This window comes from Erwinia piriflorinigrans CFBP 5888 (assembly GCF_001050515.1).
Classification (GTDB): Bacteria; Pseudomonadota; Gammaproteobacteria; order Enterobacterales; family Enterobacteriaceae; genus Erwinia; species Erwinia piriflorinigrans.
Genome location: NZ_CAHS01000006.1, coordinates 18,229 through 33,444 on the forward strand (window position 1 = coordinate 18,229; position 15,216 = coordinate 33,444).

A 15,216-nucleotide genomic window follows, 5' to 3' on the forward strand; every position below is an offset into this window, starting at 1 on the left:
TGTAAAAATATCACGTCATTTATCTGTAATCAGGAAATTTACTGGCGTGCCATAATCATTAATTATTACCGCATTGAGCGGACCACTGAGATGATTGTCTTTGAGGACTGTGGAATAATTTTCACCAGGCAACAACGTCACTTTTTCCGCCAAAACCCGCTTCCCATTGCTGATGTCTCTAATGGAGAGAATATTCGGCGATTTGTTGCTAATCACTAAGGCTCCACTCTGCAACCGGTATGAAATTTTATTTTCATCTTTTGCAGAAAAAGCATTGACGGAAGCCGGTCGGTAGATAATTTTTAGCCGACTCCGTATGATGATATTCAGCCGGTCATCGCCATTTTCATCTTTCCGCACGCCCGGAATCTGAGTGAAATTCAGATAAAAGAGCGACTCTTTATCCAGAGGAAGTTGACTGGACAATAGTTTAACTTTTACCGTCTGCCCGCCTTTCTCTTTAATTTTGAAAACAGGCGGCAGGGCAATAAAATCAGGCTTTTCTTTATTATCTGCCTCAACCTGAACAATAAACGGATTTTCACTGGTGTTATCAAATATAATAGTTTTCTCAGTGGTATCCTCCATCACAATACGCGAAGCGTTCATGACCACAGCCGCATGCGTTACGCCACTGATTAAAAAGAAGTAAACTGAAAATAATTTCAGAAAAGTCACAAATTTCATAATTTATTCCAGCCCCGCGAGAAATCGCGGGGCGCAGTTTTTAAAGATAACTGATAGAGTACTGAACGGTCGCTTCAACTTTACCGGCTGTTGCAGCCCCACCGGTAGCAATATACCGCGCGGTATACTGTGCTTCTCCGCTGGTTTCACCCGTTTTGAGCGAGAATGCTTTAGCAAACGCTTCGCCTGACTTTAAATCAATGACATTATTATCCGGATCCAGTAACTGAATTGCGACGTTACTTGCCGGGGAGGAAGTGGCAATGTTTTTCAGGTTACCGGAAGCATCAACATTAGATGACGCAAAATGCATTTTAATGTCCTGATCAGCTGTTTTAGGATCGGTACATCCTGTCAGCTTCATGCTGAAAGTCGTGGGGGTAGACGTATTTCCCGTGGTCGAAAGCTCGCTGAGTTTTGCCGTCTGCAGCAAGACAACAGGTGCCGATGAAGTTGAATCGTTGATGCTGACATTACACGTTTGGGCGGACACTTCGCCCTTGAAGCGAATATTGTTTTGCTGTGCTGCATATACACTGTTGGCAGATAATACGGTCAGGGAAACGAACCCGGTTAATAAGGTCTTTTTGAACATACCAGTAATCCTTTGAATTTTATTTGTTAATAAATATGCTGACTGATGCCTGAGTAAATGGATCAAGAGATATAGTTATCAGCATTGTAAATAGAGCTAAAATACTTATCTCATCGAAATAACAAAGCCAGCGAAAACATTTTATGTGAGAAGGGAGACGATCACACCTTTGAATTTCACTAAATTTGTTTAAATTCATATGAATTTTATGTTCAAAGTTATATTGTTATAAATCAATAAGTTAAATGGTTTTTTATGGTGATTTATGTGGAATGCAAATGTAAACCTGCACTAAAAAGATGTGCTATAATTATATTACTCAATTTGAGTAATTTTCGTATTTACGATCTTCTGCTTCCAGAAGACCTTTCCCGCTCGTTAGGCACAAGTTTTATGCGGGATTATTATTGCTTAATTTACTGGTGGAAAATGCCTTGAGCAGAAAAATCACTCTTAACAATTTTCTGATTTTTGAACCGGATAAAAAAAGAATCACCGGCAGGGGGAACCCGGCGGTTATCAGCGCATCCGCATCACTGTGTCTGGAACTACTCATTGAAAATGTAGGGCTACTTGTCACACATCAACAGTTTTATGACTATGTATGGCGTCGGTTTGGTACGGAACCTGCTTCAACGACCCTTTACCAGAATATCTCGGCGCTGAGACGCGCACTAAATAAAGCCGGTCTTCAGGAGGATATCATCCGGACCATGCCACGTAAGGGTTTTCTCCTTTCTCCACAGACAACCATTCAGAGAGAAAGCCTTTCTTCCTTCACACCCGTCAGCACTGAGTCGGAGAGAGCTAATACTCTCTCCGCGGGTGGCAATGAAATACCAGACCATAGCCCCCCAGATGAAAGGATGAGAACAGAACAGAATAAGCAAGAATCTGATTCTGGAAACAAGAATTTTTTATATTCTGCTTTGACTGAATGTCAATTTTTTCCAGCCTTTCTTAAGTCAAAAAAAAGGATGGCCGTAACCTTTATGCTTGTTTTTGCACTTTTGTTTTCGTCTTTTTTTTATATCAGATCCGGACTGAATTACAATGATGCTGTGTTTATTTACAGTACCAACTACAAAGGCTGTATCATATTCAATAATGCGGATGGGTGGCTGAGAAAGGATGAGGTAAAGAAACTGGTTGATGAGATGAAAATAAAATGTAGTACAACATCTTATGTCTATCTTACCGCATTCAAACATGCAGACAGTCTTTCCTACTTTGATTGCGAGCGTCCGTTGAGTGGACATACCAGAACAAACTGCCGTTCACACTACTATGTGAAGAACCTGAATAATGATTAAAATTACTCTACTGATTATCTTTTGCATTGCTATTTATTTATTTACGCCATTCATCAGGAACGGGGGGGACACCATTTCATGTAAATCCGATGTGGCCTATCACTGGAAGCAGGACCGGCTGGATTTACTCACTACGCAAACCCTTCATGGCGGAAAGGGCGTTCTTTCAATGTCTGGAATTTTATATGAGAAAGATAAAACAAAAGCTTATCTGAGTAAGACGGTTTCATTTTCATACTTACAGAATAGTTTTTTTTACTACTTCAGGTCTGAGCTGGTCATTGATTCCCCTCAGATGACGATGAGCCTTTCCGATCAGAAGAAATGGCTACCCGAATTTTTTACAGAGAACAATATGCCGCTGGTACTCAAGATCAGGCCCTATGGTAAAGATGCCTGGGTTTTTTATAGTGAAAATACACCGCTTTTTATCTGTGAGAGAAGCAATTAACGGCTATGCTGCCGGCTAATCACACGCGTAATCTGCGTTCGGATGATGCGGACTAGAAAAACGTACCCTCAGGGTAAGTGAACCGAATGTACCGGGGTCACTACCCGGTTCCGGCCTTCATGCTTGGCCCTGTACAGAAGCTGGTCTGCCACAGCCAGCGCTTTTTCTCTGTTATCGCCATCTTGAGCGAGTTCACAAACGCCTGCTGAAATCGTGATGTGCTTCACTGTAGGGAACTGCACATTTGCAATGTTTTCACGGATACGGTTTACAACCCTTCCGGCTTCGGTCAGCGTTGTGTCTGGAAACAAAATGACAAACTCTTCACCACCAAACCGGCAGATGATGTCCTGAGTGCGGCATCCTTCTTTTAATAAACCTGATACAGCCACCAGTACCTCGTCCCCGGTATCGTGTCCGAACTGGTCATTAACCTGTTTAAAGTGGTCGATATCAATCAGAGCCAGGCTGTGTGAACCCTGTCCCCCGACAAAAGGTGCAGTGAGTTGATCGAATCCCCGCCGGTTGTGCAGTTTCGTCAGGTGATCCGTCAGGGCATCATCGCGCAGTACAGAAAATGTTTTATTGATGGTTCTTGAATAAGCCTGAAACGCTTTTTTTAGCCTGTCAGCCTCTCGATACCAGGTTTTTATTTCATCCACTTTTCCTGATAGCCGCCCGGCCGTGCCTGAGCTCGTCAAGCGGGTCAGATTCTCGAGTGGCTGTGAAATCCTGGCGGAAATGTACAGACTCGCAATGACCAGCAGAAGCGCCAGCACCAGCCCGTAGAGGATCACATCTCTGACGATGCGGTTGAGTATTGCGGTCGTCACGTCGGATGAAACGCAGACGAACACATGCCAGTTCGTTTTCACAACGTCCGAATAACCCAGCAGGCATTCCTGTTGATTCAACAGGGTTTTCACCGCACCATATTTTTTCTCTTTCATTTGCGCCGAGAGGTCCGCACTCAGGTTGATTTTTTTCCCGGTCAGAGTCTTATCCGGTGAGTGAACCACTTCGCCGGTATCAGAAACAATGCTGACAGTCGTCTTATCAGCGTAGAAGTGCTGGTTCAGAAGACGGCTCAGCATACTGCTCTTTGTCAGATAGATTGAGCCTGCCAGATAACCCAGATATTCGCCTGACGGCGAATGTACCGGGTTCGACAAAAAGACGAGGTAGTTTCCCGTATAGGGGGTCACAGGGTCAGAAACAAAGGGGCCTTTTTTTACAGCCTGCAGCTGCCAGGGCGCTACACTGAGCGAAGTACCGGACGGAAGTAAATTTAATGGAGAAGCGGCCACAATCCGCCCCTCGGGTGACAGGGCCAGTACGGAACTGAACATGTCTGACTGCAGACGGAGTCTGTCGGTTTCATACTGCAACGCCTGCAAATCTCTGTAACTGGTTATCTGTCCGGCGCTGAAAGCGAGTTCCTTCTGGGCCGTCCGGAACATGTTATCTGCAGTGTTGGCCAGCTTGCGTGCATATGCAGTGTTGGATTCAAGGATACGTTGTTCGGTCAGGTTCCTTAACGCAAAGCCGGTCACTATGGAAAGCAGGATTGCTGTAAGGAGTATGCCGCATACCGAGTGCAGACACAGCAGACTCTTCAGTGAGGGCTTGTTGAGCATGGGTTGTCCCTAAATAACGTGTTATTTGTGCTGCCGAATTAATGTTGGTACTGACAGTTAACAAGATAGGGGCGGTTAAGCAATGAGTAAATCAAAATTATTGTTCATACGAATATAGTATGAAGCCATTTGCAGACGACAAATCCAGCTGACCGTTTCAACGGGTCATCTTATTACCGTTCTATACAGAACATCCTGAGAGCAGGGCCAGACTTCCTTTTAGACGTGCTGTTAATCTCAGGCTGAGAATTCACTTAATCCCCATATTACAGGCAGCAGTGAATCACTCCGCTAACATATTGCCCCTGACCAGAAATCCTGCTCCATTCAGAAACAGAATTCCGCCATGATAAACACTCCCCTGAACGGAGGTGGTGCCGATGAAAAAGCCACAATTCACTGAAGAGCAGATTGTTTTTGCCCCGAAGCAGGCCGGGCAGGGGACGTCCGTGCCGGATGTCTGCCGCAAGCTGGGTATTTCTGATGCTATGTTCTATACGTGGCGAGGGAAGAAATCAACTGGCGGAGCGGTATCCGGCGTAGGATTTTGGCCTGATGTTCAGGAAGTGATCTCTTCCCTTTGTTCAGTACCGATATTTGGAGGAGATCAACATCACTACTGAAAGTTAGCTAAAAACCCGGTCTAGCAGGAAGGAGGATGCTTGTAGATACATTGTTTATCATCTACAATGTATCTACAAATGTGGGGGGGGGAAATGTTAATGACAACGGTAACGCTAAAAAAATGGGGCAATAGCCCATCGATCAGAATACCAGCCAGCGTAATGCAAGCAGCAGCACTTAATGTCGAAGATAAACTCGATTTGAAAATTGATGAAGCTGGCCAAATTGTTTTAGTGCCATTGAAATCTAAAGAGTATTCACTGGATGTACTGTTATCAGGTATCACACCAGATAACGTTCACGGAAAAATAGATTTTGGTTCGCCAGTTGGAAAGGAATTGATCTAAATGGTTTCACGTTACGTACCAAATTCTGGTGATCTAATCTGGCTGGATTTTGACCCCGTAGAAGGTCACGAACAGGGGGGCCATCGCCCTGCTGTCGTCCTTAGCCCTTTTTCTTACAATAATCCCGTAGGGTTGCTGCTTTGCGTTCCGTGCACCACTAAAGCTAAAGGCTATCCATTTGAGGTAGAACTATCGGGTAGCCGCGAAAGTGTTGTTCTTGCCGATCAAGTTACCTGTGTTGACTGGAGAGCGCGAAAAGTAACAAAAAAAGGCACTGTATCGCCTGAAGAACTTGCTGAGATCAGAGCAAAGGCTAAGGCTCTAATTGGATGAGAAAATCCCTGCCGCGCTTTGCTTGGCCAACACTTATCTGGTACATAAAAAATTTATGCACCAGATAAGTTTTCTCAAAGGTGATCTCCTCCCAATATCGGTGCCAGGATAAATCAGAGATCCGCGCCTGTTTGCAGGCTTCGGGCAAATTCTGCCGGAGTCTGGTTATTTAACGAGGTATGTGGCCGGTACTGGTTATATTCCTGCCGCCAGTGCTCGATCTTCTCCTGAGCATCTTCAGTGACAGGAACCTGTGCACGTTCAGACATTCATCACGCAGGTGGGGGCTTCAAAATGAGGAGTATTAGCTCAAAGACTGAAATTAAAGGGATTAAATAAGGTCTTTTTGTTGACTGGAAGCGTCCTGATTTTCATTTGAGCTTCTTCTAATAGTTTGTCTCTGATAGACGAGTCTTCTGAAGGTGATATAATCTCCTTGCTAATTTTGGTATATATTCAGAAGACAGCATCTCCCGCATCAGGGTGATGTAATCCTCTTAGCTCAGAGCTCAACAGAGCCAACGTCTCAACATTTTCTGTTTTATGAAAAATGGTACCGTTCGGACCCAAGGTATCAATTTTTCGTATAATACGTAGGGCCTCTTTTTTGAGGTTAGAGAAAGCTACAGCTTTTGACACTATAATCCCCATATAGCCGCCTGTTACAAGGCTCATTATGATGTTGATGAGTAAATCGCACATAAAGTATTATCCATTTCGATTGTTAAAGTCTTTAGAAATTATCTGCCTATCTCGGTTAATCATAAAGACTATCCGCCAACCCCACAAATTTAGAAAAATGACGAGGTAATTATGTGCGCAGTTAATGCAATCAAAATAAAGCACCTTTTGCAAGGTAGTCAGGTTGAAGATATCTATAATTCAGATGGCCATGATGATTTAAACGGTATTTTAGAGTATCTCGCGGATAAGTATGTACCTGTTCAACCTATCGAAGCACAGCCGCGAGGCGGGGCGAGAAATTTGATAAGTAAAAGAAATCTCATCGAGAATGGTGTGAGTAGCGTTGCATATTTTGATGACGTCGAGGAAGTATGGGTTGAGTTACAAGATCAGGAATTAACGAAAGTTTAATCGTCTCTTGGACTGAACCCTATACACATACACGGTTCTTTTCAAACCGTGCTAGCCAGAAAAAAGGCGTTAAAGGGGCAAAAAACGGACGCAAATAAGCCGCTGTGTATCCAGCGGCCGTTAGCACTAATTAGCGGTTCGGCATGATGTGCCATAGCGCCCGAGTATCTGGTGCTCTCTGACCTTTTCTTGCGTAATCGCTGGTGCGGGTTCCGGCTGCGGCGGGCAGGTAATCACCTCAATTATGCTCTCATTCGTCTTGAACGTGCTGGAGCATTCAATCTTGGTGCATTGCCAGTATCGCCCACGCCCGCTCTAACAATCTAAAAACCCGCCATCCATAGCCTCTACCTACCGGCTGTTTCCAATCAGATCATCTACCGTGCGCGCCACGACGTATTGTGCGGGATTATCCCCGCTGGCCAGGGCCTGGAAGTGCGCATGTCCGCAGATGATTTTTGCCTGCTCTTTATCGCGCAGATCGTCGGAAAACAGGCTGCTTTTGGTTTCCACCACAAAGTAAAGACGCTGGGTGTCTTCCTCTTCGATCAGCACCGCCCAGTCTGGATTGTAACTGCCAAGCGGGGTAGGGACTTTAAACCATCCCGGCAGTTTGGCGTAGAGCTTCACGGCGGCGTTTTTCTCCAGCGCGTCGGCAAAGTCCCGCTCCTGAAGCGAGTCGTAGACCACATGTTGGTATATCGATTTACGGGTCTCTTCCAGCATGTTTTTCAGGTAGCCCGTCAGGGTTTCTTTCCCGAGCAGCTCCTGGGCGTAAACGTCATGCTCCCCCAGTTTTCGATAGACAATCCCCCGGACCAGCGCCAGCTGTTTGCAACGGTTGATCACCTCGGCGGCCAGTTCGATAAACTGCTGCGGGTTGCGTCTGAAGTCGTCCAGGCGTTCGCTGGCGGTCAGGATACGGGCAAGGCTGCGGCGTGTGAGGTGAGTCCGGTCCTGTAAATCCGTCAGAATATCCGGCAGTTCGCTATGCGTTTCGTTCAGTGTTACCGACATTGCGCCGTTTTTCTCAGTCGCTGCCACGCCCGCTCTACCGATAGCGATATCGGCCTTGCGCCACTGAAGACGCGTTCGGCTTATGTCTGGCGCCGCCTGCAAACCCGCGATGCACTCGGATATCAGCTGCTCATTATCTAACTGTAGGCGGTAGGTGGTTTTATGCTTGATGCGATCCCACAGCGCGCGGAAAGCCTCACTCAGGTACAGGGCTTTACCATCGTTGCCTTTACGTAGCGGTACGGCACGACGTTCATCGGCATTTTTGATCACAAGGCGGCCTGACATCTTGCGCAGCACCTCGACGATCTGCCCGCGCTGCGCCTCAAACTCGGCAGGAAGCGACAGCGTGCCGTCATTCAGCGCCTGTTTCAGTGACTCCTGTACCTTGCCTTTCGCATCGAGATGTCCCTGCGTTTGCAGGCTTTGCCACAGCGTTTTAGACCGGTCAACGCCCAGCGGGGCTGATGTTCCGTCCACGCTCATTACCGGGATAGCGGCGAACTGGTGCGGTTCGATAATGCCGAAGCGGATGCCGGTATCTCTCTCGATTTCCGTCTGAAGCTGTTCGGCAAACTGCTCGTAGCTCTCGGTGGCGATCACCGTCAGGGTATTAACGTCAAAGCCACGCACCCGCTCACCCTGCTGGTTGACGCACAAACGCAGGCCACGTCCAATGGTCTGGCGGCGTTCCCGCTCGGTCTGAATATCGCGCAGCGTACAAATCTGGAAGACGTTGGGGTTGTCCCAGCCCTCTTTCAGCGCCGAGTGCGAGAAAATAAACTGTAACGACGTCTCGAAGGAGAGCAATTTCTCCTTCTCTTTCATGATCAGGTTGTAGGAGCTGGTTTCAATATCTTCTTTTTTTGCCGATTTTTTCAGCTCAAGGTCGGAAAACGGAGTGACCACCCGCTTATCAATGGAAAAATAGCCGTTATGTACCGCCTGTGCCAGGGCCTCCACGTCGGTGTCAGCAAACAGGCTCTGATAGGCAGGGAGTTTGCTGGCACGTCGGTACTCTTCCTCAAAGATCGTCGCGTAGACGCCTTTCAGCGGCTGGCCGCTGGCGTCGTACTGTCGGTACATCTCGACGGCATCGATAAAGAACAGCGACAGCACCTTGATGCCCAGCGGGCGCAGGCGCAGCTCCTTGTCCATATGCTCGCGGATGGTGCGGCGGATCATCTCACGTTGCAGGGCGAGCGCATCCACGCCGCCGTGGGCTTGTCCCGGCTGCAACAACACTTCGCCGCCGGGATAGCGCAGCTCCATAAACTGCCCGCCTTTGGCGGTGCTGATTTCACCGATGCGGAAATCGGCGTACAGCGGGCGGCGGGAGAGCCGCGCCAGATCGTCGCCGTCCTGCACGCTCACTTCCTGGCGTCTGACACCGCCAGCGGTAGCGATATCCAGCTCGATGGTCGCGCTGATGTTGCCGCGCTTGCTCCCGGCTTTGATCAATCGGATAAACGGCGTGTTGTACGCGTCTTCGACCGTAGCAGAGGCGACTTCAATCTGTTTCACCAGCCTGCGCTCGTAAGCATCCACCGCATCCAGGCGATACACCATATGGTGCTTGTCGGCGTGGGTGGCGGAGTAGCGCAGCGTACATAGCGGGTCCATCGCCGCCAGCGCCTCTCTACCGCGTCCCTCCAGGCCGCCGTCGACGCTCTGTGGTTCATCCACGATGATCACCGGGTGCGTGGCCTTAATCAGATCGATGGGCTTCTCGCCACCGGTCTTTTCGCTCTCTTTGTAGAGGTTGTTGACGTCTCTTTTGTTGATTGCCCCGACCGTCATCACCATGATCTGAATGTGTGGGCTGGTGGCAAAGTTACGGACCTGGCCAAGCTTGCCGGAGTCATAGAGGAAATAGTCGAACGTCACGCCCGCGTATAGCCCCTTGAAGTGATCTTCGGTGGTTTGCAGGGTTTTATAAACGCCTTCTTTGATGGCAACCGATGGCACCACAATCACGAACTTGCTAAAGCCGTAGCGTTTGTTGAGTTCAAAAAGGGTGCGCAGGTAGACGTAGGTTTTACCTGTACCGGTCTCCATTTCAACGGTGAAGTTGCCGGAGGTTAAGGCATCGGATGGCGGCAGGCCGCTCCGTAGCTGGATAGCCTCCAGGTTTTGCTGTATTGCATCGTCGGGCAGGGTCAGACGGTTGCCGACCCCGAGGTCGGACTCGGCGATCCCGAGTGACATCTGCTGCGGCTGTGCGCCAGGCGTTTGCTGGGTGACCGTAAATTCGGTGCGGCACACTTCCTGCCCGCGAAAGAGATCGCATACCGACTCAATAGCCTGTCGCTGATAGTCTAAGTTTGCTTCAAAATTCAGTTTCATCAGAGCTTTCCAAGCCAGTTCACAACATCAGCTGAGGTGTTTGCATTTACAGGCCAATCTTGCGAATCCTTGCCTATTTTGATGTTTGTGGCATTCATCGAGGTGATTTCCTGTAGTCGTATTTCTGGCTTTTTTGTCGAGTAATACAGCACAACCAGCGGAATGTGGGATGACTGCGATCTGCGGTAACGCGTGGCCAATGCCTCCAGCCGCTGGTACTTACGGCGATCGGGGGTCGGGTAATATTCATGCACTAAATGTTCGCTAATCGGCGTATCCAGCGTGTGCTTTTTGTATTCAATGATATAGCGTATCCGATGCTGGTCGTCGACAATCACCGCGTCCGCGTCGCCTGGGAAAGCCGCTTTTGTCCTCGACAAGGCGCACTCCACCGCACTGGTGCCGTAGGTCAGGCCTTTATTCCCGACGGAAACCGGGCCGCCTGAATGATGTTGTATGCGTGTTTTCAAGTGACTGACAGGACATTTCCCGAACTGAGGCTCCCCGTTTTGACCCCTGATAATCGCCCAGATGGGCGTATTGTCATCAATATCGCCAACAGGAATTTCCGGCAGCAGAATGACAGACACCTGTTGGCCGCAGGGTGCGAAGATACGCTCCAGCTCGGCAAATTCCTCAAACGTTCCGCCGTCATAAAACTGCGCCAGGATCTTATCTTTGCTGATGTTGTCGAGCGTGTCCCCCACATCAAGCCGTAGTTGGCGGGTCATCCAGATGCGATCGGCCACCGCAAGCGGCGTATGGTTCCAGTCGACGAAAAAGTGGAAGCTTACCAGCCGCCAGCCGAGAGGTAATGACGGCACAATCCAGTTGCCTGGCTCTGGGCCACCGGTGATCTGACATCTGTCCGTGCACCGCGCCTGTTGCAGGGGAGCAATAACCATGAGAAGCGTCTTCCTTATAAGCTGCGAATGTTTTTAATACCGGACTGCTGCAGAATCGCCGTGATGTTCAGTTTCGCCCTATCATCAGCAAAGGCATCATCAAGGAAGACGCAGGTGGGATCTGCCTGCGGGGCGAGTTCGCGACGCCACTCAACAATCCCCGCCGCCAGCGCTTCTACATCGTCTGCGGCAATAGATGGCGTCAGGCAGGCGATTAATACGCCGCCCGCCACCGAGAACACCTCGTGGCCTGCAAAGGTCTTGGTCACAACGGGGACGCACAGCTCAAGCCCCAGCTTCAGCAGCAGTTCGCTGAGCACATCCGCCGCGCTACGGCCTTCAAGGATATGCGGCGCGGTGTCGAAAAGCGATTGCTCCAGGCTCTCTGGTGCCGGGTCCCAGGCGCGGATATTGGAGTTGCTCAGGCGGTAGACGCGAAACCCAGTATCCCCTTTATAGTCCTTATGATGCTCGCGCAGCGCGACGGCAGCGCGGCGGATCCTCTCCGTTGTCATATCCGCAATCGTGCTCAGCGTCATCCCGTGTTCACTCACCGGTCTGGAAAGCGGATGAGGAAGCTGAACGCAGATGAAGCGGCGGTTGCCATTGTCCTGCGCATTGGATTCCAGCACCGCCTGCGCGGTGGTACCGGAACCGGCGAAGAAGTCCAGCACGATGTGTTGCCGATCCGCGCTGGTCGCCAGATGGATCATTCGTTGCAGCAGACGGACGGGTTTCGGGTTGTCGAAAATGCCGCCCAGTCCCAGCGCTTTAAGATCGCTATTCGCCTCATGGTTATGCCCGACTTCCTGATACGGCCACAGAGTTACCGGCGTCACACCTTGCTTGACCTCGCTTAAGAACGATTTTCGCTGTGGCGTCAGGCTGCCGTCTTCTCCAAACCAGATCTCATCATCTTCGTCCATCTGCTGCATGGCGGCATCATTGAACCGGCGATAGGTGCCTTTCGGCGGTGCCCAGACAGCGCCGTTTTTGAAGGTAAACGCTTTGGTGTTGGTGCCGCTTTTGGCATGCAGTGGCGTGGCTTTCCACGGGCCTTTCGGATGGTTGTCCTTGTTGGTGTAAGCCTTGAGCTGATCTTCATTACGCTCCTGGCCGTTGAGCGTCACCCGCTCTTTGTTTTTGCCATAGGCGAGGATATGGTCATGGTTATCGGAGAACCATTTTGCGTCATTGGAGCGGGTGTATTTCTTCTGCCAAACGATGTTGGCGATAAAGTTCTCTTCGCCAAAAATTTCGTCGCAGACCTTACGCAGGTTGGCGACTTCGCCATCGTCGATGGACATAAACATCACGCCGTCGTCGCTCAGTAAGTTACGGGCCAGCTTCAGGCGTGGGTATATCATATTGAGCCAGTCGGTATGAAAACGCCCGCTGGCTTCAGCGTTGCTGTTCAGCTTCTGCCCGTTCTCCATCTGCCCGGTGAGTTCCAGATAGTTTTTGATGTTGTCCTGAAAATTGTCCGGGTAAACAAAGTCTTTACCGGTGTTATAAGGCGGATCGATAAAGATCAGTTTGACCTTACCGGAATAGCTTTTTTGCAGCAGTTTGAGGACTTCGAGATTATCGCCTGCCAGCATCAGGTTCTGGGTGGACTCCCAGTTGAGGCTAACCTCGGTGGCCGGACGTAGGGTGCCGGTGCTCGGCGTCAGCGCAAGCTGGCGGGCGCTACGCTTTCCATGCCAGCTCAGGCCATATTTCTCATCGGCATCGGTGACGGTGCGGTCACCCACAAGTCCTTTCAGCACGTCAACATTGACCACAACGCCGTCTGGCCCTTCGGTGACAAGCTCAGGAAACAGCGCGTTGAGCTGTTCAATATTTCCTGCTACCAGATCGGCAGAGTGAGCCTCGTTACTGTTGATGGCGATTTTTTTCATGGTTATCTCAATAGTCCATTTCGGCGGCGCGGGGGGTGATCTTAAACCAAGCGAGGCGTTTTGCGTACCTTCTCGCGCTATAGTGTGGCCACAAGCGCCGCAATCCGATGTTTAAGCTCTCAGGTTTCCAGGCAGGAGTTAACTTTTTGATTCATTTGTAGCGCTTGGCGGCTTTGATTGCGCAGAGCGTTAGGGGGGACTGACAGCGCTTTCAGCGGCGAAAGTCTTTGCAAAAGGGGAGCATCGTTGCTCAGGTAGGCATGCGGCGCGATCTGCGCACGAAAGTAAGCCCCTTAGGTCATTTCCCTAAGGGGCTTTCATCTGGTTCCCTTTCCAAACGTTAATCCGCGCTCATCACCAGCACCGCACTGCCGGTAAAATCACCGGTGTCGACCGTGCTGTTGGCATTTTTCAGCAGGACAAACTCAAACTGACTGCGGCCAATGCCGCTGACTAGCTGCGTGTGCACGGAATCACCCGGCTTCACCAGCTGACCATTCTGCAACATCTGTACACCGAGGTTGGCGTTGGAGGTTTTTATCGTGTCGCTGGCGAATGTGGCGCTGTCGGCTGAAAGGGTAATCGCCACCGACATCGATACCGGATTCTTACAGTTATAAGGGACTTCTACCTGTCTTCTGAACGGGCTGTAAGAACCGGCGCTGGTCAGCTGCCATCTGGCAACCTGGCCAAAATCTATATCGATATTGCGGCCGCCGTTAATCTCGCAGCTGCCTGAAGAAAATATGGAGTCATTGGCGGCGATGATATTCCACGTGAAGTCTTGTGTATCCTGAGGACCGCCGGTAGTGGTGGCGTATTTATGCAGTCTCAGGGTGGCCAGCGTCTGGCCTTTAGATATTTTTACCAGCTCCCCTGGGGTGTCCTTCATCGAATAGTAAACCTGTATCGGGACATTATGGTAATTGCTGTCGCCCCCTTTCGGCAGGGAAAAAACGTTCACCTTGGGGAGCGGGAAGTCGTATTTCCCCCCGTTAATCAGAGCACCGGTGTCAAACGACGCGGGCAAGGTGGTCGACGAGGCGTTAGCCTGGGTCTCCATATAGTCGCTGTAAGTTCCCGGATTATCGTTCTTACATTCGTAATACTGGCCGATATCAAAGACCACCTGTTCGCCGAACGTCAGCGTACGGCTTATCGGTACGGTCACGGAGGAGTTACCTCCTTTGAGGCTCTGACCGGTCTGCTTGTTGCGGCAGGTATAGGCCGATGCATCAAGGCTGATAAAGAACAGCAAAGCCGCAGCGACAAGGCCGGGAGTAGAACATGTTGATAAACGGGTAAATCGCATGGGCTTTCCCTTACTCATAGCTCAGTCTGAAATCAACAACCGCCTGGTACGGTCCGGCGATCGGCGTTGCCGGCGTTCGCTCAGGCACGGCGTAGTAGGTCAGTTGGGCGTTCCACGGGGTGAGAAACAGCGGCATTCCCCGGCTACCCAAACGGATATCTCGGCTCTGTTCGTCCAGGATGCGCAGGCCAACGCCGGAAACGCCTTTAAGTTGGATCAACTCCGGCTTTTGCATGTCGCTATTGCCGCTAAAACTTAGCGTCACCACGGGCTGTTTCGGGTCCCATACTCGTCCGGCGGTGCGCCGATCCTGCTGGCTGCCTCCGCTCATCATGCAGTCACGCAAATAAAGCTGGAAGGCAACGGGCGTACCGCGATCGCCAACGCGCCTCAGGCTCGACAGCGGGGTTGTACCCATAGCCACTTCTTGACGGGCTGATTGCATATCCAGCCGACAGGCGGCGGCGCTCAGCGCGCCGGTGACGTGCAGTACGCCGTTTTCGCCTTCAACGTTCCAGTTATCCACCGTGGCCAGCGCAATCGCCGGGCATAACAGCATGGCAATCGCGCCTGACCTGACGATGTATCGTCCGTTACGGACTTCCTGATGCCCGGTTCCTGCCATCGTACTCTCCTCCGCGATGGGCAGAGTC

Annotated in this window: 15 protein-coding genes and 1 pseudogene; 6 read left to right on the forward strand and 10 right to left on the reverse strand. The window is 50.3% G+C overall.

Annotated elements, in window-relative coordinates:
- Positions 1 to 15 precede the first annotated feature (15 nt).
- Together EPIR_RS01975 and EPIR_RS01980 are read right to left on the reverse strand one after the other, a co-directional pair.
- Positions 16 to 687, reverse strand: a complete 672-nt coding sequence (locus tag EPIR_RS01975) for a fimbrial biogenesis chaperone (protein WP_023653614.1) — start codon at positions 685 to 687, stop codon at positions 16 to 18.
- 40 nt (positions 688 to 727) lie between these two features.
- Complete coding sequence (locus tag EPIR_RS01980) at positions 728 to 1,282, reverse strand: fimbrial protein (RefSeq protein WP_023653615.1); 555 nt, start codon at positions 1,280 to 1,282, stop codon at positions 728 to 730.
- Between the two features lie 434 nt (positions 1,283 to 1,716).
- Here EPIR_RS01980 and EPIR_RS01985 point away from each other — a divergent pair, with 434 nt between their 5' ends.
- Together EPIR_RS01985 and EPIR_RS01990 are read left to right on the forward strand one after the other, a co-directional pair.
- Positions 1,717 to 2,595: a winged helix-turn-helix domain-containing protein gene (locus EPIR_RS01985; protein WP_048696803.1), complete on the forward strand. Its 879-nt coding sequence runs from the start codon at positions 1,717 to 1,719 to the stop codon at positions 2,593 to 2,595.
- Positions 2,588 to 3,046: a hypothetical protein gene (locus tag EPIR_RS01990; protein WP_023653617.1), complete on the forward strand. Its 459-nt coding sequence runs from the start codon at positions 2,588 to 2,590 to the stop codon at positions 3,044 to 3,046. Before EPIR_RS01985 ends, EPIR_RS01990 begins: the two co-directional genes overlap by 8 nt.
- 68 nt (positions 3,047 to 3,114) lie before the next feature.
- On the opposite strand, the gene EPIR_RS01995 is transcribed toward EPIR_RS01990, so the two are convergent.
- Positions 3,115 to 4,683, reverse strand: coding sequence for a sensor domain-containing diguanylate cyclase (locus EPIR_RS01995; protein WP_023653618.1), 1,569 nt, complete (start codon positions 4,681 to 4,683; stop codon positions 3,115 to 3,117).
- A 380-nt stretch (positions 4,684 to 5,063) separates the two neighbouring features.
- Between EPIR_RS01995 and EPIR_RS19265 the strand changes: the two genes are divergently transcribed.
- The 3 genes from EPIR_RS19265 (at position 5,064) to mazF (ending at position 5,987) form a co-directional block, all read left to right on the forward strand.
- Entirely contained in the window at positions 5,064 to 5,306 is a 243-nt protein-coding gene (locus EPIR_RS19265) for a transposase (RefSeq protein ID WP_023653619.1), read from the forward strand.
- A gap of 99 nt (positions 5,307 to 5,405) precedes the next feature.
- On the forward strand, positions 5,406 to 5,654 hold the full coding sequence (locus tag EPIR_RS02005) for an AbrB/MazE/SpoVT family DNA-binding domain-containing protein (protein ID WP_041691825.1): 249 nt from the start codon (positions 5,406 to 5,408) through the stop codon (positions 5,652 to 5,654).
- The gene (gene mazF, locus EPIR_RS02010) at positions 5,655 to 5,987 is read left to right on the forward strand and encodes an endoribonuclease MazF (RefSeq protein WP_023653620.1); all 333 of its coding nucleotides are present in this window, start codon (positions 5,655 to 5,657) and stop codon (positions 5,985 to 5,987) included.
- 113 nt (positions 5,988 to 6,100) lie between these two features.
- On the opposite strand, the pseudogene EPIR_RS17965 reads toward mazF, so the two are convergent.
- Both EPIR_RS17965 and EPIR_RS02015 read right to left on the reverse strand, forming a co-directional pair.
- Positions 6,101 to 6,267, reverse strand: a pseudogene (locus tag EPIR_RS17965) (integrase core domain-containing protein); the annotation flags it as partial.
- Between the two features lie 176 nt (positions 6,268 to 6,443).
- Positions 6,444 to 6,689, reverse strand: coding sequence for a hypothetical protein (locus EPIR_RS02015; RefSeq protein ID WP_048696700.1), 246 nt, complete (start codon positions 6,687 to 6,689; stop codon positions 6,444 to 6,446).
- A 111-nt stretch (positions 6,690 to 6,800) separates the two neighbouring features.
- Here EPIR_RS02015 and EPIR_RS02020 point away from each other — a divergent pair, with 111 nt between their 5' ends.
- On the forward strand, positions 6,801 to 7,082 hold the full coding sequence (locus EPIR_RS02020) for a hypothetical protein (protein WP_048696703.1): 282 nt from the start codon (positions 6,801 to 6,803) through the stop codon (positions 7,080 to 7,082).
- Positions 7,083 to 7,433: 351 nt separating this feature from the next.
- On the opposite strand, the gene EPIR_RS02025 is transcribed toward EPIR_RS02020, so the two are convergent.
- The 5 genes from EPIR_RS02025 to EPIR_RS02045 all read right to left on the reverse strand — a co-directional run bounded on the left by EPIR_RS02025 (position 7,434) and on the right by EPIR_RS02045 (position 15,188).
- Positions 7,434 to 10,445 carry a type III restriction-modification system endonuclease gene (locus EPIR_RS02025; RefSeq protein ID WP_023653622.1) on the reverse strand — a complete coding sequence of 1,004 codons (3,012 nt, stop codon included), beginning with the start codon at positions 10,443 to 10,445 and terminating at the stop codon, positions 7,434 to 7,436.
- Entirely contained in the window at positions 10,445 to 11,350 is a 906-nt protein-coding gene (locus EPIR_RS02030; RefSeq protein ID WP_023653623.1) for a hypothetical protein, read from the reverse strand. Before EPIR_RS02030 ends, EPIR_RS02025 begins: the two co-directional genes overlap by 1 nt.
- Before the next feature lie 14 nt (positions 11,351 to 11,364).
- On the reverse strand, positions 11,365 to 13,251 hold the full coding sequence (locus EPIR_RS02035) for a site-specific DNA-methyltransferase (RefSeq protein ID WP_023653624.1): 1,887 nt from the start codon (positions 13,249 to 13,251) through the stop codon (positions 11,365 to 11,367).
- A 340-nt stretch (positions 13,252 to 13,591) separates the two neighbouring features.
- On the reverse strand, positions 13,592 to 14,563 hold the full coding sequence (locus tag EPIR_RS02040; protein ID WP_023653626.1) for a fimbrial protein: 972 nt from the start codon (positions 14,561 to 14,563) through the stop codon (positions 13,592 to 13,594).
- 10 nt (positions 14,564 to 14,573) lie between these two features.
- Positions 14,574 to 15,188, reverse strand: a complete 615-nt coding sequence (locus tag EPIR_RS02045; RefSeq protein WP_023653627.1) for a fimbrial protein — start codon at positions 15,186 to 15,188, stop codon at positions 14,574 to 14,576.
- Between the last annotated feature and the right edge of the window lie 28 nt (positions 15,189 to 15,216).